At 57.8% G+C, this 21,841-nt stretch carries 22 protein-coding genes; 13 read left to right on the top strand and 9 right to left on the bottom strand.

Annotated elements, in window-relative coordinates:
• Positions 1-53: 53 nt before the first annotated feature.
• Positions 54-773, top strand: a complete 720-nt coding sequence (locus KJI95_RS12105) for a 2OG-Fe(II) oxygenase family protein (protein WP_214507464.1) — start codon at positions 54-56, stop codon at positions 771-773.
• Positions 774-815: 42 nt separating this feature from the next.
• On the opposite strand, the gene KJI95_RS12100 is transcribed toward KJI95_RS12105, so the two are convergent.
• Positions 816-2,363, bottom strand: coding sequence for an AbgT family transporter (locus tag KJI95_RS12100; protein ID WP_214507463.1), 1,548 nt, complete (start codon positions 2,361-2,363; stop codon positions 816-818).
• A 204-nt stretch (positions 2,364-2,567) separates the two neighbouring features.
• Between KJI95_RS12100 and ppnP the strand changes: the two genes are divergently transcribed.
• The 4 genes from ppnP (at position 2,568) to glnG (ending at position 6,109) form a co-directional block, all read left to right on the top strand.
• Positions 2,568-2,876, top strand: a complete 309-nt coding sequence (gene ppnP / locus KJI95_RS12095; RefSeq protein ID WP_214507462.1) for a pyrimidine/purine nucleoside phosphorylase — start codon at positions 2,568-2,570, stop codon at positions 2,874-2,876.
• A 92-nt stretch (positions 2,877-2,968) separates the two neighbouring features.
• Positions 2,969-3,505: a DUF4124 domain-containing protein gene (locus tag KJI95_RS12090; RefSeq protein WP_214507461.1), complete on the top strand. Its 537-nt coding sequence runs from the start codon at positions 2,969-2,971 to the stop codon at positions 3,503-3,505.
• Between the two features lie 124 nt (positions 3,506-3,629).
• On the top strand, positions 3,630-4,694 hold the full coding sequence (gene glnL / locus KJI95_RS12085) for a nitrogen regulation protein NR(II) (protein ID WP_214507460.1): 1,065 nt from the start codon (positions 3,630-3,632) through the stop codon (positions 4,692-4,694).
• Positions 4,691-6,109, top strand: a complete 1,419-nt coding sequence (gene glnG, locus KJI95_RS12080) for a nitrogen regulation protein NR(I) (protein ID WP_214507459.1) — start codon at positions 4,691-4,693, stop codon at positions 6,107-6,109. Before glnL ends, glnG begins: the two co-directional genes overlap by 4 nt.
• Positions 6,110-6,166: 57 nt before the next feature.
• Here glnG and KJI95_RS12075 read toward each other — a convergent pair whose 3' ends face one another.
• The 4 genes from KJI95_RS12075 to KJI95_RS12060 form a co-directional block, all read right to left on the bottom strand.
• Positions 6,167-6,715, bottom strand: coding sequence for a porin family protein (locus tag KJI95_RS12075; RefSeq protein ID WP_250885795.1), 549 nt, complete (start codon positions 6,713-6,715; stop codon positions 6,167-6,169).
• Positions 6,716-6,939: 224 nt separating this feature from the next.
• Positions 6,940-7,509, bottom strand: a complete 570-nt coding sequence (locus KJI95_RS12070) for a porin family protein (protein WP_214507458.1) — start codon at positions 7,507-7,509, stop codon at positions 6,940-6,942.
• Between the two features lie 186 nt (positions 7,510-7,695).
• A complete protein-coding gene (gene fieF / locus KJI95_RS12065; RefSeq protein ID WP_349356733.1) occupies positions 7,696-8,664 on the bottom strand; it encodes a cation efflux pump FieF in 969 nt (322 codons plus the stop codon).
• A 109-nt stretch (positions 8,665-8,773) separates the two neighbouring features.
• Complete coding sequence (locus KJI95_RS12060) at positions 8,774-9,307, bottom strand: Spy/CpxP family protein refolding chaperone (RefSeq protein WP_214507457.1); 534 nt, start codon at positions 9,305-9,307, stop codon at positions 8,774-8,776.
• 197 nt (positions 9,308-9,504) lie between these two features.
• On the opposite strand from KJI95_RS12060, the gene KJI95_RS12055 reads away from it, so the two are divergent.
• Together KJI95_RS12055 and KJI95_RS12050 are read left to right on the top strand one after the other, a co-directional pair.
• Positions 9,505-10,191, top strand: coding sequence for a response regulator (locus KJI95_RS12055; protein ID WP_214507456.1), 687 nt, complete (start codon positions 9,505-9,507; stop codon positions 10,189-10,191).
• Entirely contained in the window at positions 10,188-11,549 is a 1,362-nt protein-coding gene (locus KJI95_RS12050) for an ATP-binding protein (protein WP_214507455.1), read from the top strand. Before KJI95_RS12055 ends, KJI95_RS12050 begins: the two co-directional genes overlap by 4 nt.
• 27 nt (positions 11,550-11,576) lie before the next feature.
• Here the strand turns inward: KJI95_RS12050 and KJI95_RS12045 are convergent, their stop codons facing one another.
• Entirely contained in the window at positions 11,577-13,427 is a 1,851-nt protein-coding gene (locus KJI95_RS12045; RefSeq protein WP_214507454.1) for a sigma-54-dependent Fis family transcriptional regulator, read from the bottom strand.
• 275 nt (positions 13,428-13,702) lie between these two features.
• Between KJI95_RS12045 and exaC the strand changes: the two genes are divergently transcribed.
• The 5 genes from exaC (at position 13,703) to KJI95_RS12020 (ending at position 19,720) form a co-directional block, all read left to right on the top strand.
• On the top strand, positions 13,703-15,223 hold the full coding sequence (exaC, locus tag KJI95_RS12040; RefSeq protein ID WP_214507453.1) for an acetaldehyde dehydrogenase ExaC: 1,521 nt from the start codon (positions 13,703-13,705) through the stop codon (positions 15,221-15,223).
• A gap of 134 nt (positions 15,224-15,357) precedes the next feature.
• Positions 15,358-16,404, top strand: coding sequence for an XdhC family protein (locus KJI95_RS12035; protein WP_214507452.1), 1,047 nt, complete (start codon positions 15,358-15,360; stop codon positions 16,402-16,404).
• Positions 16,401-17,012 carry an NTP transferase domain-containing protein gene (locus KJI95_RS12030; RefSeq protein WP_214507451.1) on the top strand — a complete coding sequence of 204 codons (612 nt, stop codon included), beginning with the start codon at positions 16,401-16,403 and terminating at the stop codon, positions 17,010-17,012. Before KJI95_RS12035 ends, KJI95_RS12030 begins: the two co-directional genes overlap by 4 nt.
• 3 nt (positions 17,013-17,015) lie before the next feature.
• Positions 17,016-17,471: a (2Fe-2S)-binding protein gene (locus KJI95_RS12025; RefSeq protein ID WP_214507450.1), complete on the top strand. Its 456-nt coding sequence runs from the start codon at positions 17,016-17,018 to the stop codon at positions 17,469-17,471.
• Positions 17,468-19,720, top strand: a complete 2,253-nt coding sequence (locus KJI95_RS12020) for a xanthine dehydrogenase family protein molybdopterin-binding subunit (RefSeq protein WP_214507449.1) — start codon at positions 17,468-17,470, stop codon at positions 19,718-19,720. Before KJI95_RS12025 ends, KJI95_RS12020 begins: the two co-directional genes overlap by 4 nt.
• 81 nt (positions 19,721-19,801) lie before the next feature.
• Here the strand turns inward: KJI95_RS12020 and KJI95_RS12015 are convergent, their stop codons facing one another.
• Positions 19,802-20,062, bottom strand: coding sequence for a hypothetical protein (locus KJI95_RS12015; RefSeq protein WP_214507448.1), 261 nt, complete (start codon positions 20,060-20,062; stop codon positions 19,802-19,804).
• Between the two features lie 78 nt (positions 20,063-20,140).
• Here KJI95_RS12015 and trmL point away from each other — a divergent pair, with 78 nt between their 5' ends.
• Entirely contained in the window at positions 20,141-20,605 is a 465-nt protein-coding gene (trmL, locus tag KJI95_RS12010) for a tRNA (uridine(34)/cytosine(34)/5-carboxymethylaminomethyluridine(34)-2'-O)-methyltransferase TrmL (RefSeq protein ID WP_214507447.1), read from the top strand.
• 6 nt (positions 20,606-20,611) lie between these two features.
• On the opposite strand, the gene KJI95_RS12005 is transcribed toward trmL, so the two are convergent.
• Together KJI95_RS12005 and KJI95_RS12000 are read right to left on the bottom strand one after the other, a co-directional pair.
• Positions 20,612-21,148, bottom strand: a complete 537-nt coding sequence (locus tag KJI95_RS12005; protein WP_250885794.1) for a hypothetical protein — start codon at positions 21,146-21,148, stop codon at positions 20,612-20,614.
• On the bottom strand, positions 21,108-21,686 hold the full coding sequence (locus KJI95_RS12000; RefSeq protein WP_214507446.1) for a hypothetical protein: 579 nt from the start codon (positions 21,684-21,686) through the stop codon (positions 21,108-21,110). Before KJI95_RS12000 ends, KJI95_RS12005 begins: the two co-directional genes overlap by 41 nt.
• Positions 21,687-21,841: the final 155 nt, after the last annotated feature.

Here is a 21,841-nt window from a genome sequence, read left to right as displayed (position 1 = left end):
GTCTGAAAATGGAATGTGGTAGGGTGATTCATCCTAAAAAAGAGGCTCAAATCATGAACCCTACCCTTTCCCTGCAACTTGAGTCCCGATTGGACTCGCTGCGTGAGCAATTTGCCCAGGACCGGCGCATCAACATTGCTTCGGTCTGGCACGCAGATACCGCCGCAACTATCTTTGAAACCCTAAAACAAACCGAGTTTGACAATGCCCTGTATTACGCAGGCCGCCCCGTGCGGCTGCTGGATGCCGACATCCGCGCCATGCCGCCGGCCGAGCAAAAGGCAATGCAACAAAGCGTGATGCAAAACGCCAGTCAAGGCATAGGCTTTTGGTACGGCAGCCACTACATCGACAAACAAAACCGCATGCCGACGGCGCCGCTGCTGAAGCAGTTTCATCAGTTTATGAATCAGCCGGCCACCTTAAGCCTGCTTGGAGAGCTGACCGGTGAGCAAAACCTTATTTACGCCTCTGCCCAGGCCACACGCTACGTGCCGGGCAATTTTTTAACCCGGCACAACGATGTGGTTGAAGCTGAAGGGCGACGGATAGCCTATGTCTTTGGCTTTACGCCGCAGTGGCATCCGGATTGGGGCGGCATACTGCACTTCTTTCATCAGGATGGAGAGATGAAGGATTCCTGGGTGCCGAGTTTCAACAATCTGGCCCTGTTTGATGTGCATCATCCCCACTCGGTCAGCTTTATCGCGCCCTTTGCCCGAGCGCCACGATTTGCCATCACAGGCTGGCTGAGAACCAAAGCCCCTAACTAACAAAAACGCCCGCGATTGCGGGCGTTTTTTTCAGGATGACGCTTACAGGCCGTAGGTGTAGCTCGCCTGCAACCCAAGCGGCAGGCCAAGGCTCCAGTACAGCAGCAGGAAGGCGGTCCAGCCCACCAAAAATACCAGTGAGTAGGGCAGCATCATGGCGATAAGCGTGCCGATACCGGTGTTTTTCACATACTTCTGGCAATACACTACCACCAGCGGGAAGTAAGGCATCAGCGGAGTAACGATATTCGATGCCGAATCACCGACACGATAGGCCGCCTGAGTCAGGTCGGGGGAAATGTTGAGCTGCATCAGCATGGGCACAAAAATAGGGCCAAGCAGCGCCCACTTGGCCGAACTTGAACCGACAAACAGGTTCACAAAGGCGGTAAGGAAGATAATGCCGACTATGGTCACCGCGCTTGGCAGTGCCAGCGCCTTGAGCACTTCGGCGCCTTCAATGGCGAGCAACGCGCCAAGGTTTGACGTGCTGAACGCTGCAATAAACAGGGCACAGAAGAAGGCCATAACGATGTAATAGGCCATGCTGCCCATGGACTTGGACATTGCATCTATCATGTCTTTGCTTTTCTTAAAGCTGCCAACATAAAAGCCATACACGGCGCCCGGGATCCAGAACAGCAGGAAAATCAGTGGCACTATCGATTGCATCAGCGGCGCGCTGAAATCCGACAGCGCGCCACTTTTAGCGCGAAGGGGTGAATCGGCCGGGCTTGCCGCCAGATACAGGAGCGCAAGCCCCGCCACCATCACACTCACGGCCAAGAAAAAGCCCTGCTTTTCACGGCGGCCGACTTCATCGAACTTGGGCAGATTTGAGGTATCCCCATCAATCGGGGTGTTAGCCAAGCGCGGCTCAATCACCTTGTCGGTCAGATACCAGCCCAGCAGCACAATCAGCAGGCTCGAGGCCGAGGCAAAAAACCAGTTATTGAGCGGGTTAACCGAGATATTCGGGTCGATGATCTGCGCCGCGCTCTGGGTAAAGCTTTGCAGCAGGGGGTCGAGCCCCGAGGGCACAAAGTTGGCTCCAAAGCCGCCGGACACCCCGGCAAACGCCGCGGCAATACCCGCGAGCGGATGGCGACCCATGGCGTAAAAAATCACCCCGGCAAGCGGAATAACCAGCACGTAACCCGCGTCGGTGGCGGTGTGGCTGACGATGGCAATCAGGATGATGGACGGGGTCAGAAGCTTGGCCGGCGTCACCTTGAGCATCAGCTTAAGGCCGGTGTTGATAAAACCCGAATGCTCGGCCACGCCCACGCCGAGCATGGCCACCAGCACCACACCAAGCGGCGCAAAGGTGGTAAAGGTCTTGACCATGTTGGACAGGAAGCCTGCCAGCGCATCGCCGGTCAGCAGGTTATGCACCACTATCGCTTCGCCGGTGCGCGGGTCGATGGCAGAAAACTGAAACTGGCTGAAAATGGCTGAAAGCACCCAGATAAGCATCATGGCGAGCAGAAAGATCACCGCAGGATCCGGCAGTTTATTGCCCGCCTTTTCTATCCCATTCAGTAGTTTGCCAAGTACCCCGCCCGCCTGGGCGGTGTGATTTGTGTTCATGTGCCTGCTCCCCTGATTGCATCGCTTTTTAAAATTAAACGCGCGATATTAAGCCGGTGCGATGAATTACAACTTAAGAAAAGCCCGGCTTCTGTGCAAGCTATGTCATTCTGTTAACCTTAGTAACACAAATAAACTTCAGTAGACCTCGACCAAAAATGACTATATATTCACAAAAAACGCATAATCAGGAGTATCCTTTCGATGAAAACGCTGGAAAATGTGAATGTTGCTCTCAAGGCCAATGTATATTTTGACGGCAAGGTCACCAGCCGCGCCATTTATGTCGGCGCCGAAAAACAAACCATAGGTGTGGTGCTGCCCGGAGAGTATGAATTTTCCACCAGCCAACCGGAAAAAATGCAGGTGCTGAGCGGTAAATTCGATGTGCTGCTGCCCGGCCAAAGCGAGTGGAAACCCTATGGCGAAGGCACAACCTTCGATTTGGATGCCGATGTCAGCTTCTCTATCCGCACCGACGAAGTCTCCGAATACCTGTGCAGCTACCTCTGATCCAATGACGCCGCGCGGAAGATCAGAATCCCATGATTTTCCGCGCAAAAGGCGCTATCTTTAGCCAAGAATTCACCACAGGGAACCGGACCATGCGCACCCTCACCCTTCTTGGCCTGCTCAGCTTGAGCCTTGCCAGCCACGCCACCGTCTACAAGTGGGTCGACAAAGACGGCAACGTCCATTTCAGTGACAAACCTCACCCGAATGCCGAAGTGGTTGAGCTGCAGGAATCCTCAGCCAATCAAATCTCCATGGATAAGCCGCTTGGCACCTTGCCTGTGGTCAAAAAGGCCGAGGCCATTGAATATCAAATCAATATTCTGGCACCCGATAAGGACGCGACCATTCGCAGCAACGAAGGCAAGTTCTCGGTAATGGCCGAAGTCCTGCCTGAGCGCCCCGCCAACTCCCTGTGGGTACTGCGCCTCGACGGCAAGGTCTGGGGCGATCCGCTGGAATTGCCGCTCTTTGATCTCGACAACATAGACCGGGGCGAGCACAGCATCGAAGTGCAACTCATTGCCCGAAATGGCAAAGTGATTGCATCCAGTGAGCCCAGAACTGTGTTTTTGCACCGCACCAGCGTGCTGCAGCAACCCAAGGCGGTTCCTTTGTCGGGCAACTAATTTTTAATAACAATAATTTCATAAACTTATAAGTTGCCTCGCCTCGCCACGGGCCTTTGCTGACGCTTGCAGAGTGCACCATATTGGTGCACCATTATGGTGCAAACCTTGTCAGGAAGGCCCGATGGATACACAAAACCTGCTCAATCACCTGGTGACCGCTGTCATGGTCATCGATGCCAATCTCAGGCCCTGCTTTGCCAATGCCGCCGCCGAACAGCTGCTTGGCACGGGCAGCCATCGCCTGACCGAACAGCCACTCACCGAGCTGTTTCAGTTGCAGGAAGTGTCGGCCAATGTCCTTAGTCACGCGGTGCGCGAAGGCCACGGCCTGACGGTAAACACCGCAACGCTTATCGTGTTTGATGGCCAGCAGCACACGGTGGATTTAACCCTGGTGCCGCTCGAAGATACCCCGGGCCAGAGCCTGCTCGAACTGCGCCAGGTGGATCAGCAGCGCCGCATTCACCAGCAGCTCAGTCAGGATGCGCAGCAGCAGGCGGCGCAATTTCTGGTGCGAAACCTGGCCCACGAAATCAAAAATCCCCTGGGCGGTCTTCGCGGCGCGGCGCAGCTGCTAGCCCGCGAGCTCGACGACCCGTCACTCAAGGAATTTACCAACCTGATTATCGAGCAGGCCGACCGGATGCGCTCGCTGGTCGATAAACTGCTGGGGCCGCAAAAACCCACCGCCCATCTGCCGCACAACATCCATGAAATCGCCCAGAAGGTACTGAAACTGGTGGAGTTATCCACACCAGACAATATCCGTATCCGCCGCGATTATGACCCGTCCATCCCCGATATCGACATGGACGCGGATCAGCTGCAGCAGGCGCTGCTCAACATAGTGCAAAACGCGGTGCAGGCGCTTGAGCCGCGGGGCGGCACCATCACGGTGCGCACCCGCACCGACCATCAGGTCACTATTGGCTCCCAGCGCCACAAGCTGGTGCTGCTGCTGTCGGTCACCGACGATGGCCCCGGCATTCCGCCCGAGCTGATGGATACCCTGTTTTACCCCATGGTCACCGGCCGCGAGCATGGTTCTGGGCTTGGGCTGTCTATTGCCCACAACATTGCCCGGCTGCACGGCGGTCGCATCGACTGCGACTCGGCCCCCGGCCACACCCAATTTGTGATAACCCTGCCACTGCGCACCGATAAACAGGCGAAGGAGACAGCATGAACCATATCGAACAGGTCTGGATCCTCGATGATGACAGCTCCATCCGCTGGGTGCTGGAAAAGGCGCTCAAGAGTGCCAACATCACCAGCGCCAGCTTTGCCGCTGCCGAGTCGCTGTGGCAGGCACTGGAGCTGAGCCAGCCGCAGGTGATAGTGTCCGACATCCGCATGCCGGGCACCGACGGCCTGACGCTGCTCGAGCGCATCGGCGCCCACTATCCGCATATTCCGGTGATCATCATGACGGCGCACTCGGATCTCGACAGCGCCGTGGCCGCCTATCAGTCAGGCGCTTTTGAGTATCTGCCCAAGCCCTTCGACATAGACGAAGCCATAGCACTGGTGGAGCGCTCCCTCGCCCACGCCAGCGAGCAGTCGCCCAAGGCCTCAAGCACTGAGCCGGTAAAAACGCCGGAAATCATCGGCGAAGCCCCGGCGATGCAGGAAGTATTTCGCGCCATCGGCCGTCTGTCGCGCTCGTCCATCAGCGTGCTCATCAACGGCCAGTCAGGCACAGGTAAAGAGCTGGTCGCCGGCGCTCTGCACAAACACAGCCCGCGCAAAGGCAAACCTTTTATTGCGCTCAACATGGCCGCCATCCCCAAGGATCTGATTGAATCCGAACTCTTTGGCCACGAAAAAGGCGCCTTTACCGGCGCGGCCAACGTGCGTCAGGGCCGCTTCGAGCAGGCCAACGGCGGCACCCTGTTTTTGGATGAAATCGGCGACATGCCGCTGGATGTGCAAACCCGCCTGTTGCGTGTACTGGCCGATGGTCAGTTTTACCGGGTGGGCGGCCACTCGCCGGTGCAGGTGGATGTGCGCATTATCGCCGCCACCCATCAGGATCTGGAGCGGCTGGTGCAGCTGGGCCAGTTCCGTGAAGACCTGTTCCATCGCCTCAACGTGATTAGGGTACATTTGCCGCCACTGAAAGAGCGGCGCGAAGACATCCCCCAACTGGCGCGCCATTTTCTCGCCGCCGCCGCGCGGGAAATGGGCGTCGAAGCCAAAATTCTTGCCAAAGAAACCGCCATCAAGCTTGCGCAGCTGCCCTGGCCGGGTAACGTGCGTCAGCTCGAAAACACCTGCCGCTGGCTCACTGTGATGGCCTCAGGCCAGGAAATCCTGCCCCAGGATCTGCCGCCAGAGCTGCTGAAAGAACCCAGCGCCGTGATAAATCACGCCGTCAGCACAGGAGATGGCGATTGGGAATCGGCACTCAGAGACATAGTCGACCGGCGCCTCGGTGAAGGCGAGTCGGATTTGCTCGCCGATATGCAGCCCACCTTCGAGCGCATCATGCTGGAAGTGGCCCTCAAACACACCCAGGGCCACAAACAGGAAGCCGCCCGCCGCCTCGGCTGGGGCCGCAATACTCTAACCCGCAAGCTAAAAGAGCTGGAGATGGACTAGTCCATTTGGGCATTAAAAAGGACGCTGCATGCGTCCTTTTTTACTGCAAAAACTGGCTCAGAAGCGCCAGTGCAGACCCACGCCGTAATGATCCATACGGGTGTTGGCGAAGTAGTTGGTCATTTCATCGTGCTCAGGCTCGATTTCGCTGAACTCGTAAAATACCCGCAGTGCCAGGTTTTCGGTCAGGGTCACATCCACGCCGGTGCCGAGCAGATAGCCGGTGCCCTGATAATCGTCATCAAGGCCGGCATCGCTGCTGATAACCTGATACACCACGCCGCCCTTGAGATATACAGTCACCGCATCGGTAAAGGCATGGCGCACTGTGGGGGCAAAGGTGAAGCCCGCTACCTGCAAATCCACTTCGTCGATAAAGCTGTCGGTGCCAAAGGCGCTGACTTCAAGGCCAAAACTTGGATTGAAGTTGTAACCGCCATAAGCGCCAAGGCCGATGGCAGACTCGTTGAAGTCGCCGATTTTGTCATCCAGATTGGTGTTGGCAACATAACCGCCAGCGTAAAAGCCAAGATCCTTGGCGGCGAATGTGGGGGCAGCAACGCTGGCAAGCAGCGCGGCAAAAAGTATGGCTTTGCGTTTCATCATCTTCCCTTATTGATTGGGGGCTAAGCAGCCGCTGGCAGAGGGCCCATTACATGGGTCAAAAACCATTGAATTGCTTGCTACATCCCTGAATTTGTCCGGCTATCTTAACGCCAGTTGCCAGCGGGATGAAACCAAAGTTGCAATATTTTATGCCATAAAAACAACAAGGGACGCCATGGCGTCCCTCGATTGGCGCTGTGGCGCCATGTACTGCATCAACAGGATCAGAACTGGTAGTGCAGACCCAGAGCCACCTGGGAAATCTTCACGTTGTCGATTTCACCATTGTAGTACTCGTTATCAAACCAGAAGCTGTCTTCGTCCAGATCGCCGCGGGTCTCATCGTAGCTCAGACGCAGGTTCAGGTTTTCAGTCAGTGCCGCGTTGATACCCACGCCCCATGCCAGACCTACACCGGTAAAGTCCTGATCAAACGAGCCATAGTCAACGACCAGCGCCATGGACGCCACACCCACCTTGGCATAGGCCGAGAAAGTGTCGTTGAAATGATAGGTAAATTTAGGGGTAAAGGTCAGCGCGCCGGCGCCCACATCTACACCATCCTCACCCAAATCGCCGCTGACAAACATGATGGATTCCAAACCAAACCATTCATTGAAGTTGTAGCCGCCATAGGCGCCAAAACCCGCGCCGTCGCTTGAACCGTCGCCGTCACCTGAAGCCTTTACCTGGCTGAGTGAGCCACCAACGTAAAAACCGGTTTTATCCACTTCCGCCAGCGCCGAGCCACTGACGAGTACCGCTGCCAGCGCCGCGAATTTCAATTTGTTCATCCTGAGTTCCTTACAAAGAGGCAAGCTGTTTCGACCCGAGCACTATGTGCCAATCACACTGAACAATGGCTGAATGTATCAACTGTTTACCACTTGAGGCTCAGGATGGCCGCAAGCCTTGCCGTCTAAGGTGGGGGGGCAGCGATAGCGCTGCGTGCGCTGTGCTTGGTCGCCCCTTTTTCAAGCCTATACCGGGTCCTGGTGAATGATGATTTGCGACTCAGGGAAGGCGGCGCGAATACGGGCCGCGGTGGCATCCGACAGGGTGTGCGCATCCCGAAGCGGCAAGGTGCCATCAAGCTCCAGATGCAGCTGGATAAAAATGGTCTGGCCTGCCTGGCGGGTCTTGAGGTCGTGCACGCCGCGCACCCGCTTATCTTCTGTGGCGAGTGTCACTATCGCCTCACGGGTCGGCTCGTCCAGCTCTCGGTCGAGCAGCGACTGAATTGAGCGATACCCAAGACCAAACGCCTGCTGCCCGATATAAAGCGCAATCAAGAGCGCAAACAAGCCATCGGCCCACCACAGGCCATACTGGGCCAGCACCAGCGCCAGCAGCACAGCGCCGTTAAGGAATAAATCCGATTTATAGTGCAGCGAGTCGGCCTCGACCACAGTGCTGCCGGTGGCGGCCAGCGCCCGCTTTTGCAGCATCACCAGCGCCAGGGTCAGCACTATGGCGATGGCCGATACCCAAATGCCCACCGCCGCGTGGGTCAGCGGCTCAGGATTAAGCAGCCTGTCGCCGCCATGGAACAGCAGCAAAAAGGCCGAGCCGAGAATAAAGGCAGACTGCGCCAGCGACGCCAGCGGCTCTGCCTTGCCGTGACCATGTCTGTGCTCATCGTCGGCGGGCATCAGCGCATAGCGGATGGCGATAAAATTGATAATGGAGGCAAGCGCATCGGCAAAGGAGTCGGTAAGGGATGCGAGCATACTGGCCGAGCCGGACCAGAGCCAGGCGGCCAGTTTAATCAAAATCAGGGTAAACGCCGTGGCAACGGCGGCGCGGCTCGCCGCTTTGACCCAAAAGGCATAATCGCGTTCAGCAACGGCACCGCCTTCAGCATCGCGGCTATGCTGATTACGGCTATGCGCATCACGGATAGAGTCAGATTGCTCAGGCTTTTGCATAAAAAAAGAACCACTCGGCACGGGTGGTTCTTTTATATCAAACTTTTCGTATTTACGCCTGCAAGTGGCCCGAAAACCCAATGTAAATCAACCTTTGGCAGGCACTATGCCTGCCATGGCGATAACCCCATTACAGGGCATCTGCCCGCTCTTTGCGGCGCTCTTCGCGCTCGGCACGCTTGGCTTCACGCTCCTGACGCTTCTGCTCCATCTTGGCTTGCAGCTGCGTTTTTTGCTCAGGCGTCAGCAACTGGAACATCTGATGCTGCAGCTTCATCGCTTCCAGTGCCCGCTCCTCACCCCGGGCCTGACGCTCGGCGATAAGCGCCTTGGCGGCAGCCTCATCAAAGGTCGGCGCATTCATCAGTGCCTGCATTTTTTCGTGGTGGGCGGCGCGGCTGGCGTCACGCTCAGCGCCATCGGCATCACGCTCGGCTTTGCGGGCATCTTTATGAGCCTTCATCAGCTCACGCAGCTGCACTTTTTGCTCGTCGCTCAGGTTTAAGTCTTTAAACATGTGGCGCATGTTTTCCATCATCATGGGGCCGCCGTCGTGACGCCCGCCATGGCGACCTTCATCATGGGATTGGGCACTGGCAACGCCACTGAACAGGGCGCCGGACACCATCAGGGCAATCAAACCACGTTGTGTAAATTTGTTCATAACTCACCTCGCTGTGAAAAATGGGAACTCGCTGTTTCGACGTTTTCCAGTGTAGAGATGTCAACGTCAAGGAGGATGCAAGGCGGGTAAAAAAGTGTAAAGATCGAGCTAAGGCCCATCTTTACACAGACTTACAAAGCCATGCCTCAGCTTGACGCGCGCGCGGGTATACTGGGGAAAGTTAAGCTGGAGGTTGCATGAATCATTTGCTGTTGGTCGATGACGACCCGGGTCTGTCGGAATTACTCAAAGAATTGCTGGAGCTCGAAGGCTTTCGCCTGACGCTGGCCCACGATGGCGTCGACGGCCTTGCCAAAGCCAAACAGGGCGAGTTTGATTTGATTCTGCTCGACGTAATGCTGCCGAAAATGAACGGTTTTGAGGTACTTAAAAACCTGCGCACCAGCAAACAAACCCCGGTACTGATGCTGACCGCGCGCGGCGATGACATAGACCGCGTGGTCGGGCTCGAAATCGGTGCCGACGACTATCTGCCCAAGCCATTTAACGATCGCGAGCTGATTGCCCGCATCCGCGCCATTTTGCGCCGCAGCCAGCTTGCCGCCAGCCCATCGGCACCCGGCGACATGGTGAATCTTGGCGATTTGCGCCTCGACCCCAGCCGTCAGGAAGCCTGGTGCAACGAGCAGCTGATAAGCCTGACCGGCACCGAATTTGCGCTGCTGCTGCAACTGGCGGGCAAGGCGGGTGAACTCGTCAGCAAAGACAGTTTGAGCGAAACCGTGCTCGGCAAGCGCCTGATGCCCTTCGATCGCAGCCTCGACATGCACCTGTCAAACCTGCGTAAAAAACTGCCTGAGCGCAGCGACGGCCGCCCCCGGGTCAAAACCATTCGTGGCAAGGGGTACATCTGGCTCACATGAATACCACCAGCCTGCCAAATCGACTCTTTATCAAGTTGCTGCTCGGCTTTTGGCTGTGCAGCTCGCTGGTGTTGGTTGCCGTAGGCAGCCTGCCACTGCTGCAAAAACGTCAGGAGCAAGCCGCAGTGCCGCCGGAGCTTATCACGGTGCTGAGCACCGCCGCCGACGCCATTGTCAAAGACCCGAAATTACTCGAACCCGAGCACCTGCGCCGCTTCGAGCGCGCCCGCCAGAGCGACCGGCCAATGCGGCTTTTTATCGCCAACGACGATGGCCGTATTCTCGGTGGCCGGGCGCCGCGCACCCTGCGCAAATTCATCCTGCTGGCCGAAGAAGCCGAGCGCCCTATTCTGCAACAGTTTGAAGATGAAGCCGTGTTCGGCCCTTACAAGTTCCGCGTAGGCCATGAAGAATATCGGATTTACGGCCGCCTGCCCGGCCATCACCCAAGGCCGCTGTTCCTGTTTTTTATCGAGCACAAACTGCTGACCTTAGGCCTGGCGGTGCTGGTGTCGGGGCTGTTGTGCGGCCTGCTTGCCTGGCACCTTGGCCGGCCGCTCAAGATGCTCAAGCAAAGCGCCGATGCGCTTGCGCGGGGCCACCTTGGCAGCCGGGTCGATGCCGCGACGCTTAACCGGCGCGATGAGCTGGGGCAATTGGGTCATGCCTTTAACGCCATGGCCGAGGCTATTGAACTGCAAGTGAATAATCAGCAACGACTGATGGGCGATATCAGCCATGAGCTGCGCACGCCGCTTACCCGGCTGCAACTGGCGCTGGCGCTGGCACGCAAGCGCGGTCAGGACAGCAACGAGCTAAGTCGCATCGCCCATGAGGCAGGGCAGCTCGATGCGCTCATCGCCGAGCTGTTGACGCTCTCGCGGGTGACCATGGGCGCCACCGAGGCCAGGATTGACTGCGAGCTTGCCGAAAGTTTGGGGCAGGTGCTGGATGATGCCGAATTTGAAGCCAGTCAGTGTGGCAAACACCTGACCATTGAAATGGACGACCATTTAAGGCTGAGTCACAGCCCAAAACTGCTGGCCCGTGCGGTGGAAAATTTGCTGCGAAACGCCATCCGTTACGCCAATAGCGCGCTCAGCCTCAAGGTCGCCGATACGCCGGATTCGGTGGAAATCCGCATTTGCGACGACGGCCCCGGCGTCGATGAGGCCGAGCTTGAAGCCATCTTCAGGCCTTTTTATCGCACCGATAAGTCCCGCGAGCGCGAAAGCGGCGGCTGGGGTTTAGGGCTTGCCATCACAGCAGCGGCGATTGAGACCCAGGGTGGCAGCATCAGCGCCAGCAACCAGACCGGCGGCGGCCTGTGTGTGACCATTTGTTTGCCGCGTGAGTGACTTGCCATTTTTGCAAGCGGCGCTCCGTTAGCTGACCGTGCGCTTAAGGCTGCGGTAAATCAGGTTGCGGCTTACCCCAAGGCGGCGGGCCGCTTCACTGATATTGCCGTCGCACTCGGCGAGCGTTGCCTGAATACGGCCATCAAGCCCGGCCTTAAGGCTCGGCTCAGAAGCTGATTGCACCGCACAGGCCTGCATCAGCGCCCGCCGGTGCGCGTCACTCAGGTGCGTCAGACCAAGCTCGCGCTCGCCTTCTGCCATCAGACAGGCCACCTGCATCAGATTATCCAGCTCGCGCAAATTGCCGGGCCAGCCATAAGCCTCAAGCAAGCTCAAAAGCTGCGGACACAGCTGCTGCTCATCCCCGGGGGCATTCAGCCGGTACTGCCGGTGCAATTTGTGAATGAGCCGCGACCTGTCGGCGCGCTGCCTTAGCGGCGGCAGGCCCACCTGCAAGCCGTTGAGGCGAAAATACAAGTCTTCACGAAAGCGGCCATCGCGCACCATGTGTGCCAAATCCATATGGGTTGCCGCCACCACCTGAATATCCACCCTGTGGCTTTTTAGGCCGCCTACTGGGGTGACTTCCCGCTCCTGCAGCACCCGTAGCAATCTGCCCTGAGCCGCCAATGGCAGCTCACCGATTTCATCCAAAAACAAAAAGCCGCCATCGGCCTGACGCACCTTGCCAAGGTGTCCCTGGCGCGCCGCACCGGTAAAGGCGCCGCCCTGATAGCCAAAGAGTTCCGCTTCAATCAGTTCGGCGGGCAAGGCGGCACAGTTGACCGCCACCAACTCGCCGCTGAGGCGGCTTTCCTGAAACAACTGGCGCACAAAGTGCTCTTTACCGACGCCGGTTTCGCCCTGCACCAACAGCGGGATCTTGCGGCTTATCACCTTACGCGCCTGCTGCCAGGCAGATTCGAGCTGCGGATCGTGAAAGTGCAACGGCTTGATGCCATGCGCGCCCCAGGTGCTGGTGACACTTTGGGTTTTAGGGGAATTCGAGGCTTTAGAGGCATCAGGCGCTCTGGCTGCATTTGTGCTTTTAGCGGCTTGCGACGGCGTAATCGTGCCGATTGCACAGGTTGACAGATGCAGCTCACCACGGGAGCAAAGCGCCTGCTGCGCCTGCCAGTCGTCACCCAACAGCTCGCCCACTTTCATGCCGGGTGCTGCCGCCCCAAGATACTGGCGCGCCATCGGGTTAAGCCCAAGCAGCCGACCATCATCATCGGCAATCAAAATGCCCTGCCAGCCGGAGCACAATAGCTGGCGGCTCGCCGCCACATCCACCCGAAAACGGCCGCCCGGCAGCGCGCACAAGAGTGCGGTTTCCACCTGCTGCGCCAAACTGGAGATAAGCAATAAGGTTTGTTGGTTGTGCCTGAGCCGCTCGGAGGTGATATCGAGCGCGCCAATCAGCTCGCCGGATGGCGAAAAAATCGGGCTGGCGGTACAGCTCATAAAGCGGTGCGGACGGCAAAAATGCTGCTCGCCCACCACCGACAAGGCTTCTTTGGCCTTGAGCGCGGTGCCTATGGCATTTGTGCCCTTGTGCTCTTCCAGCCAATTCACGCCGCAGTCCAGCGCCACATTGGCGAGCCGGTCGGAATAGCGTGACAGCCCCCAGTGGCGCAGCACAAAACCCTCGGCATCAGACAAAATCAGCCGGCTTTCGGTGTGGGCCATCAGACGGGTAAACAGCGGCAGGGCTTCGGATTCAACCAGTGCGATAAGCTGCCGATGACGCTCACAGCGCTCTTCCAGCTCGACCGGACTCAGTTTCAGCTCATAGCCGGGACGTGCTTCGCAAAGACCGGCGCCTTCACTGCGCCGCCACGAATCGGCAAGCCAGGGCTGAATAGCAGATTTCATCTGTGTGCTCCTGTGTTCCGTTTCGGCACAAGCCAGACAACAACTGTGCCGGGACGCAACAGCACTATCTGGGTCGCCACGCCAATCCCTCGGCCAACCCGCAGCTGCGTATATTCGAAAATAAGATTTTCATCATACTGTTAGCTCGAAGTGGCGACAAGTTGAACAATTCTGGCGCGCCCTTTGCGATAGAGCACCTCCAGCGGCAGGCAAAAAAACTGTCGCAACAACAACAGCATCAACAAGACATTCTCAATCGCAAAAAGGACAAGCAGATGATCTACAGCGCTCCGGGCACCGCAGGTGCCATCGCCTCATTCAAGGTCAGATACGACAACTTTATCGGCGGCAAATGGGTGCCCCCTGTGGGCGGTGAGTACTTTGATAACGTCTCGCCGGTGGATGGACAGGTGTTTTGTCAGGCCGCCCGCTCTGACTACCGCGACATCGAACGGGCCCTCGATGCCGCCCATGCCGCCAAAGACAGCTGGGGCAAAACCTCGGTCACCGAGCGCAGTAATCTGCTTTTGAAAATCGCCGACCGGGTCGAGCAGCATCTCGAGCGCCTCGCCGTGGTCGAAACCTGGGAAAACGGCAAAGCGGTGCGCGAAACCCTGAACGCCGATCTGCCGCTGTTTGTCGATCATTTCCGTTATTTCGCCGGTTGTATCCGCGCCCAGGAAGGCAGCGCCGCAGACCTTGATGCCAATACCGTGAGTTACCATTTCCCCGAGCCTTTGGGCGTGGTCGGCCAAATCATCCCCTGGAACTTTCCGCTGCTGATGGCGGCCTGGAAAATCGCCCCGGCGCTGGCGGCGGGTAACTGCATTGTGCTCAAACCTGCCGAACAAACTCCGGCGTCCATCATGGTGCTGCTAGAGACCATCGAAGACTTGCTGCCACCCGGCGTACTCAACGTGGTCAATGGTTTTGGCACCGAGGCAGGCGCCGCCCTTGCCACCAGCAAACGCATCGCCAAACTCGCCTTCACCGGCTCCACCGAAGTGGGTAACCATATTCTCAAATGCGCCGCCGAAAACCTTATCCCGTCCACTGTCGAGCTTGGCGGCAAGTCGCCCAACATCTACTTTGCCGACGTGATGAATCATGAAGACAACTACCTCGACAAGGCGGTCGAAGGCCTGCTGCTGGCGTTCTTCAATCAGGGCGAGGTGTGCACCTGCCCAAGCCGGGTGCTGGTGCAGGAATCCATTTACGACGCCTTTATCGAAAAGGTGATTGCACGGGCCAAAACCATACGCCAGGGCAATCCGCTCGACACCGACACTCAGGTTGGCGCCCAGGCATCCCGTGAGCAATACGACAAGATTCTGGGCTACCTTGAAATCGGCCGCACCGAAGGCGCCAAGGTGCTGATGGGCGGCCAAATCAGCCTGCAGGATGGGCGCGAAAAAGGCGGCTATTACATCCAGCCAACCATCCTCAAGGGCCACAACAAGATGCGGGTGTTCCAGGAAGAAATATTTGGCCCCGTGGTATCTGTCACCACCTTCAAGGATGAAGCCGAAGCATTGGCCATCGCCAACGACACCCAGTATGGCCTCGGTGCCGGTGTCTGGACCCGCGACATGAACCTTGCCCAGCGCATGGGTCGTGGCATTCAGGCCGGGCGGGTGTGGATTAACTGCTACCACGCCTACCCTGCCCACGCCGCCTTTGGAGGCTATAAAAAGTCAGGCATCGGCCGTGAAACCCACAAGATGATGCTGTCCCATTACCAGAACACCAAAAACCTGCTGGTAAGCTTCGACACCAATCCGCTCGGCTTCTTCTAATCTTAACCCGCCCTCTCACCCCGGCTGCGGCCGGGGTTTTCATTTCGCGAAACATTTGGCAAAACTTAAGCTCTTTCTGAATTGCAGCCGCATTTGCTAGGTTATTTTTTTAGCCCAACAGGATGCAGGGAAAAATGGTCAACCGTTTGGATTCACTTCTGGATGCGTGGCGGCGCGATGACAGCGCCGACTGGGTGCTGGCGGTGATAGCCTCGGTAGAAGGCAGCGCCTACCGCAAATCCGGCGCCATGATGCTGTTTCACCCCTCCGGACCAAGCCTTGGTATGTTAAGCGGCGGCTGCCTTGAGGCTGACCTTCGCCGTCAGGCGCAAAAGGCGCTCGCCGAAGGCTGCGCCGTGCATGGCCGCTACGATGCCAGAGACGAAACCGACGCCAGCTACCGCTTAGGCTGCGGCGGCCTGGTAGATATTCTGCTGCTGCCATTAACTGCAGCCAATCAGCGCCTGCAGTTTGCTGCCATGGCAGAGGCTATCGCCAGCGGCAAGCCCGGCTTTTGGTGCCTGGAGCTGCCGCAAAACCGCGCAGCTGCCGATAGCATCTCAGCTCATTTTTATCTTGAGTCCGAAGCGCCCTTTCCTGCCGCTGATTTCAGCCGACCCGGCCGTTTTGCGCCCAATTCGCAAAGCGGCAGTCAGCAATCTGAGCTGCTGGTGGTGCCGGTGCGCCCGAGGCCACATCTGGCGATTTTCGGTGGTGGCATGGATGCCCGGCCGCTGGCGCACATGGCGCGCCAGCTTGAGTGGCGAATCTCCATTGTCGACCCGCGCACCAGCTATGCCCGCCCCTGCGACTTTGACGGCTGCGAGCTTATCAAAACCCCGGCCGATACGCTTACGCCTGACTTTCTTGCCAGCATCGACATGGCGGTGGTAATGCACCACAGCCTCGAGCTCGATGCAGCCATTCTGCCCAAACTTGGCCAATTGCCGCTTAAGTATCTGGCACTGCTTGGGCCGCGTCACCGGGGCGAGAAGCTGCTAAACACAACCGGTATGGGTTGGGACGATTTTTACTGCCCACCGGCAAGCCCAGCCGGAATCGATTTAGGCGGCGAGCTGCCCGCCGACATAGCTCTGTCTATCCTTGCCGCCTGCCAGGCAAGCCTGCATGGCAGGCTCACGCCGTCCGCTCTCATGCCCGGCAGCGGAGGTCTTAAATGAAACTCTTGCCCGTGCTCCTGGCCGCAGGCGGCTCGCGCCGCTTCGAAGGGGTTAAGCTCGCCATGCCGCTGCCGGGCGGCAACACCTTGCTTGGGCGCAGTGTCGATGCGTTAAGTAAAGTGCGCGGCAGCTGCGACACCCAACTTCTGCCGCTAAGGGTTTGCCTTGGCGGCCATGCAGACACCTTAAAACCGCTGCTGCCCAAAGGCACCGCCATTATTCCTTCGCCCGATTGGCATCTGGGGCTTGGCCACAGCATTGCCGCCGCCGCGAGCGCAGCGCAGAGCACAGATGCCGACGCCCTGCTGCTTGCGCTTGCGGATCATGCGCTGCTCTGCACGCAAGACTATGAATCCCTTATTCAAAGCTGGCAGGAGTCGGGCAAAACCACCGCCGCCTGGTATCTGGATGCCCCCGGCGCACCGGCCATTTTCAATCGCGCCGACTTTGGTGAGCTGGCTCGCCTCAGCGGCGACAAAGGTGCCAAGGGGCTTTTGAAATCATTGCAAAAACAACAACAACTGGGATGGATGGCGCTGCCCGGCGCCAGCATCGATATAGACACCCGCGCCGATTTCGGGCGCTTTGTGAGCACAAGGAGCGAGTGACCCATGACATCACTTAAAATCAACGGCCGTTTGTTTACGCTGGACGCCGACCCCAGGATGCCACTGTTGTGGGCACTTAGGGATCTGATGGGCTTAACCGGCACCAAATATGGCTGTGGCGCGGGGCTTTGCGGTGCCTGCACAGTACATGTTGACGGCGAGCCAATGCGCGCCTGCCTCACCAGCATCCAAAGCCTCGAAGGCAAGTCAGTGACCACCATCGAAGGCCTTGCAGACGACAAGCTTAAAGACAGTTGGCGCCGCCACAAGGTGCCCCAGTGCGGTTTTTGTCAGGCGGGCCAGCTTATGTCGGCGGCAGCACTGGTGAGCAAGCATCCCGCGCCCAGCGACAGCCAGATTGATGAAGCCATGGCGGGCAACATTTGCCGCTGCGGCACCTACACCCGCATCCGCGCCGCCATCAAGGACTATCAGGGCAAGCAGGAGGCCAAGTCATGAGCAAGTTTACCGCCGTTGAAAACTTCAGCCGCCGCGATGTGCTCAAACTCTTTGGCGCCTCGGGCGGCGCGCTGATGCTGGGCGCCTCAGGCCTCGGCTGGAGCCCCATGCTCGCCGCGCAAACCGCCGCCTTTGGCGAAGAGCAGCGCCTCAATCTTTTTGTCGCCATTGGTGAAGACAACAAGGTTTACCTCACCTGCCACCGCTCGGAAATGGGCCAGGGCATACGCACCGGCATTCCGCAGGTGCTGGCCGACGAACTCGAAGCCGACTGGGACAAAGTGGTGGTGATGCAGGGCCTTGCCGACAAGCGCTACGGCAGCCAGAACACCGACGGCAGCCGCAGTATCCGCAAGGATTATGACAAGATGCGCGAGATGGGCGCGATGGCAAGACAGATGCTGGAGCAAGCCGCGGCCGAGCGCTGGCAGGTGCCAGTGACTGAGGTCTATGCCAAGGCCCACGCGGTGCATCACAAAGGCGGCGACAAGCGCTTAAGCTATGGTGAACTCGCCATGGCCGCCGCCAAACTGCCGCTGCCGGACGCAAAAACCCTCACCCTCAAAACCCCTGACCAATTCACCCAAATCGGCAAGGGCCACACCATAGTCGATATGGACGATATGCTCGGCGGCCGCGCTATTTATGGCGCCGACAACCGCCCCGAAGGCTTGGTGTACGCGGTGATTGCCCGTCCGCCTGTGTTTGGCAGTGCACTTGAGTCCATCGACGACAGCGCCGCCCGCAAGGTGGCAGGCGTGCTGGATATTGTCACCCTGCCAATTCCCAAGGGCGCGCCGGCGTTTCAGCCGCTTGGCGGCGTTGCCGTGGTGGCCACTAATACCTGGAGTGCGCTCGAAGGGCGAAAAGCGCTCAAGCTCAGCTGGAGCAAAAGCGCCAACGACAGCCATAACAGCAAAACGTACCTAGGCACCCTCAAACAACGGGTGCAGGAGCCCGGTAAGGTCGCCCGGGAGCTTGGCAGCCAGCCACAAAATTGGCCGCAGGATAAAATTATCAGCGCCACTTATACCGTGCCTTACCTTGCCCATGCGCCGATGGAGCCTCCGGCGGTGATTGCCAGCGTCGATAAAAATGGCTGCGAGCTGTGGGCCAGCACCCAAACGCCCCAAAGCACCCAGGAAAATGTGGCCGGTATGCTTGGGATAGATGAGAGCAAGGTCAAGGTGAACGTGACCCTGCTCGGCGGCGGTTTCGGCCGGAAATCCAAGCCGGATTTCAGTGTCGAAGTGGCGTTTATTTCCAGTAAAATCAACAAACCTGTGCTGCTGCAATGGAGCCGGGAAGACGAGCTGAGAAACGGCTACCTGCACGCCATCAGCGCCCAGTACTATCAGGCATGCATCGATGATAAAGGCAAGGTGCAGGCGATATTGTCGCGCTCCGCCTTCCCCTCCATCGGCAGCACCTTCGACAGTTCCGTGGATACCCCGCAGCCGTTTGAGCTGGACCTGGGCTTTACCGATATTCCCTGGGATATCAGCGCGGTGCGCTGCGAAGCCGTCAAGGCCGAAAGCCATACCCGCATCGGCTGGTTAAGGTCGGTGAGCAACATTCAGCACGGCTTTGGCGTCGGCAGTTTTGTGGATGAGCTCGCCATTGCCAACGGTAAATCCTGCACCGCCCAGTGGCGGGAACTGCTCGGCAAGGCGCGGGTTGAAAACTTTGCCAATCAAGGCTTTGAATATGGCAACTATGGTGAAGATCAGAGCCGTCATCCGGTGGATGTGGGCCGCTACCTTAAGCTGATTGACCGCGCCGAGGCCTTGATGGCACAAAAACCAGCGGGTAAAAACGAAGGTTGGGGCTTTGCGATTCACCGCAGTTTTGTTGCCTATGCCGCCGTGGCCATCAAGGTGCGGCTAGACGGTGACAAGCTTACTGTGGTGGATGCCATCGCGCTGATGGACGCCGGCACTGTGGTCAACCCCGACCGGGTCGCCGCGCAGATGGAAGGCGCGGTGATGTTTGGCTTAAGCCTCGCACTCTTTGGTGAAATCGATTTCGATAAGGGCGCAGTGACCCAATCAAACTTCCACGACTACCCGCTGCTCAGGCTGCCGCAGTGTCCGCCCATTGCGACTGAGATCATCGCCTCCAGCGCAGTACCGGGCGGTGTGGGTGAACCGGGCGTGCCGCCGGTCGCCCCGGCCCTTGCCAACGCCATTGTGGCCGCTGGCGGCAAGCGCTACCGCGACCTTCCGCTGTCGAAGCATCTTAAAATTTAAGCGGCGGCTGAGCACAAAAAACAAGAGGCGGAAAAGTGATTGTCACTTTACCGCCTCGCTTAATTTGACGCACCAGAGAACTTACTTTTGGGTGCGGTTACGAATACTCTCGTTCAGCGCATCGGTCTCGGCCTGACGTTCGGCGCGGCACTTGGCGATATCATCAGGGTGGCCGTTTTTACAGGGATCGGCACCGGCAACGGCGCGGGGCACATTCACCGCAATCTCGGCGGCCGATGCCTTGCCATCTCTTTCATCCTCATAGCTTTTGGGCAGATCTACCCAGCCCGCAGAGCTACATCCTTGAAGCAGAACCACCAATAACAACAGGGGAGCTTTCATTATCAAAATCCATTCTAATGATTGATTAATCCGAGTTTTGCTATACTCGTCGCTCTTTTGGACAACCACAAGCGCTTTATGTTCCATATCGCCCTCTATGAACCCGAAATCGCCCCCAACACGGGCAATATTATTCGCCTGTGCGCCAACAATGGCTGCGAACTGCACCTGATTGAGCCGCTGGGGTTTGATTTGGAAGAGAAAAAGCTGCGCCGCGCCGGGCTGGATTACAGCGATATGACCCGTGTGACCCGCCATAAAGACTACCCGAGCTTTCTTGAAGCCATGGCTGGACGGCGCATTCTCGCCTGCACCACCAAGGGCAGCCGCCCCCATACTGAGCTTGAATTTGCCCCCGATGACGTGCTTTTGTTTGGCCCCGAGAGCCGTGGATTGCCGATGGAGATTATCAACTCGGTGCCGACCGAGCAGCGCCTGCGTATTCCCATGGTGGAATCGAGCCGCAGCCTGAATCTATCCAACGCGGTAGCCATTATCAGCTACGAAGCCTGGCGCCAGCAGGGCTTTGCCGGCGCCCGCTGAGGAGGATTATCCGCCGCCATTCAGCGGCAGCAGCGACATGCCCCGATAAAGCTGATAACGCTCGACTTCGTCGTCCAAAAACTGTGACTGCTGCAGCCATTGCCAGCCGCCGTCTTTGGGCTCAAACAGCAATTGGATAAGGGCAGGTCTGTCGGTTATCACGCCCTCACCGAGCAGCGAATAGCTGTCGCCACGGCGATACAGACTGAACTCGCGGCCCTTGTCTTCGGTCACGCCATCAAAAAAGGTCAGCATTACCTTGTCGCCCTGACGGCGAAACCACCAGGTTTCGCTGCTGGCATAACGCACGCCCTGACTGACACTGATAATCAGCTGCGCGCCATCGGCGCTGCAGATGGCTTGGGTGGTAATGGCTTTGGGAAGTTCGCCGCTGCGGGCGCCGCTGCCCTGCCAGTTGCCCGCAAGGGCGTGGCACCAGTCGGCAAAGGGCATCTCTGTCGCCGCCGCAGGCAGCAGCAGCGACCATGCCAGCAGCAGGTATTTAAAAGAGTTCGATATCGTCTTTACGGTAAAGATGTTCATCCCGATACAGCGCCAAGGCTTGGTGAAGAGGCATTCCCTGGAGCACAAGATCAAACATTTTACGTTCGCAATCAAGTGAGTATGTGGATTTAATCTGCTTTTGGATTTTGAGCCATTCCTCACCATCGAGGCGTTTGTGCTCATCGCACAGCAGCTCTTCAGTTAGCGCAAGCCCGGTAACCACGTGCTGTAAGCGCTGACTCAGGCGGTCGTAAAACTGAAATGCCACCACACCCTTATCAATTTCGGTTTCGAGCATAATGCCGTGTTTGATGATGTCTTTGGGGGTGTCGGGCTGATTGGCCAGATGCAGATTCACCTGCCGAAGATGCGACGCCATGTCGGTAAATTGCTGCCCAAGGCCGGTGACATTGTAGTCGCCATCGGTGAGGGTCAATTCAATCTGCGCCATAGAAAGCAGCAGCAGTTTTACTGTCTCCTGAACATGCAGCCAATCGACTTTGTCGAGAAAGGCCTGTTCGAGCTTGTCCATCGACAGAGATTCCTCTTCTTCCTGGGGGTGCTTGTGATTTGTCATGGCTCTATCCCTTCAAAACGCCCACCACTGAGCGCAAAGACCGGCAGGTGCGGAGTCCTCTCCAAGCTACTGCCTTGCCTAAGTGTAGAACAATTGAAAGAAAGTGCCGTTGCTGCAGACAAAATGAAACGGGGCCTGACAATGCAGGCCCCGTG

Origin of the sequence: Shewanella jiangmenensis (assembly GCF_018596335.1) — a bacterium.
Classification (GTDB): Bacteria; Pseudomonadota; Gammaproteobacteria; order Enterobacterales; family Shewanellaceae; genus Shewanella; species Shewanella jiangmenensis.
The sequence above is the reverse complement of the archived record's forward strand: the minus strand, read 5'-3'. Positions and strand labels throughout refer to the sequence as shown.

Bases quoted from the DNA above. Each gene is read 5' to 3' on its own strand.
- KJI95_RS12105 (WP_214507464.1), top strand. From the start codon at position 54: ATGAACCCTACCCTTTCCCTGCAACTTGAGTCCCGATTGGACTCGCTG.
- KJI95_RS12100 (WP_214507463.1), bottom strand. From the start codon at position 2,363: ATGAACACAAATCACACCGCCCAGGCGGGCGGGGTACTTGGCAAACTA.
- ppnP (WP_214507462.1), top strand. From the start codon at position 2,568: ATGAAAACGCTGGAAAATGTGAATGTTGCTCTCAAGGCCAATGTATAT.
- KJI95_RS12090 (WP_214507461.1), top strand. From the start codon at position 2,969: ATGCGCACCCTCACCCTTCTTGGCCTGCTCAGCTTGAGCCTTGCCAGC.
- glnL (WP_214507460.1), top strand. From the start codon at position 3,630: ATGGATACACAAAACCTGCTCAATCACCTGGTGACCGCTGTCATGGTC.
- glnG (WP_214507459.1), top strand. From the start codon at position 4,691: ATGAACCATATCGAACAGGTCTGGATCCTCGATGATGACAGCTCCATC.
- KJI95_RS12075 (WP_250885795.1), bottom strand. From the start codon at position 6,715: ATGATGAAACGCAAAGCCATACTTTTTGCCGCGCTGCTTGCCAGCGTT.
- KJI95_RS12070 (WP_214507458.1), bottom strand. From the start codon at position 7,509: ATGAACAAATTGAAATTCGCGGCGCTGGCAGCGGTACTCGTCAGTGGC.
- KJI95_RS12060 (WP_214507457.1), bottom strand. From the start codon at position 9,307: ATGAACAAATTTACACAACGTGGTTTGATTGCCCTGATGGTGTCCGGC.
- KJI95_RS12055 (WP_214507456.1), top strand. From the start codon at position 9,505: ATGAATCATTTGCTGTTGGTCGATGACGACCCGGGTCTGTCGGAATTA.
- KJI95_RS12050 (WP_214507455.1), top strand. From the start codon at position 10,188: ATGAATACCACCAGCCTGCCAAATCGACTCTTTATCAAGTTGCTGCTC.
- KJI95_RS12045 (WP_214507454.1), bottom strand. From the start codon at position 13,427: ATGAAATCTGCTATTCAGCCCTGGCTTGCCGATTCGTGGCGGCGCAGT.
- exaC (WP_214507453.1), top strand. From the start codon at position 13,703: ATGATCTACAGCGCTCCGGGCACCGCAGGTGCCATCGCCTCATTCAAG.
- KJI95_RS12035 (WP_214507452.1), top strand. From the start codon at position 15,358: ATGGTCAACCGTTTGGATTCACTTCTGGATGCGTGGCGGCGCGATGAC.
- KJI95_RS12030 (WP_214507451.1), top strand. From the start codon at position 16,401: ATGAAACTCTTGCCCGTGCTCCTGGCCGCAGGCGGCTCGCGCCGCTTC.
- KJI95_RS12025 (WP_214507450.1), top strand. From the start codon at position 17,016: ATGACATCACTTAAAATCAACGGCCGTTTGTTTACGCTGGACGCCGAC.
- KJI95_RS12020 (WP_214507449.1), top strand. From the start codon at position 17,468: ATGAGCAAGTTTACCGCCGTTGAAAACTTCAGCCGCCGCGATGTGCTC.
- KJI95_RS12015 (WP_214507448.1), bottom strand. From the start codon at position 20,062: ATGAAAGCTCCCCTGTTGTTATTGGTGGTTCTGCTTCAAGGATGTAGC.
- trmL (WP_214507447.1), top strand. From the start codon at position 20,141: ATGTTCCATATCGCCCTCTATGAACCCGAAATCGCCCCCAACACGGGC.
- KJI95_RS12005 (WP_250885794.1), bottom strand. From the start codon at position 21,148: ATGAACATCTTTACCGTAAAGACGATATCGAACTCTTTTAAATACCTG.
- KJI95_RS12000 (WP_214507446.1), bottom strand. From the start codon at position 21,686: ATGACAAATCACAAGCACCCCCAGGAAGAAGAGGAATCTCTGTCGATG.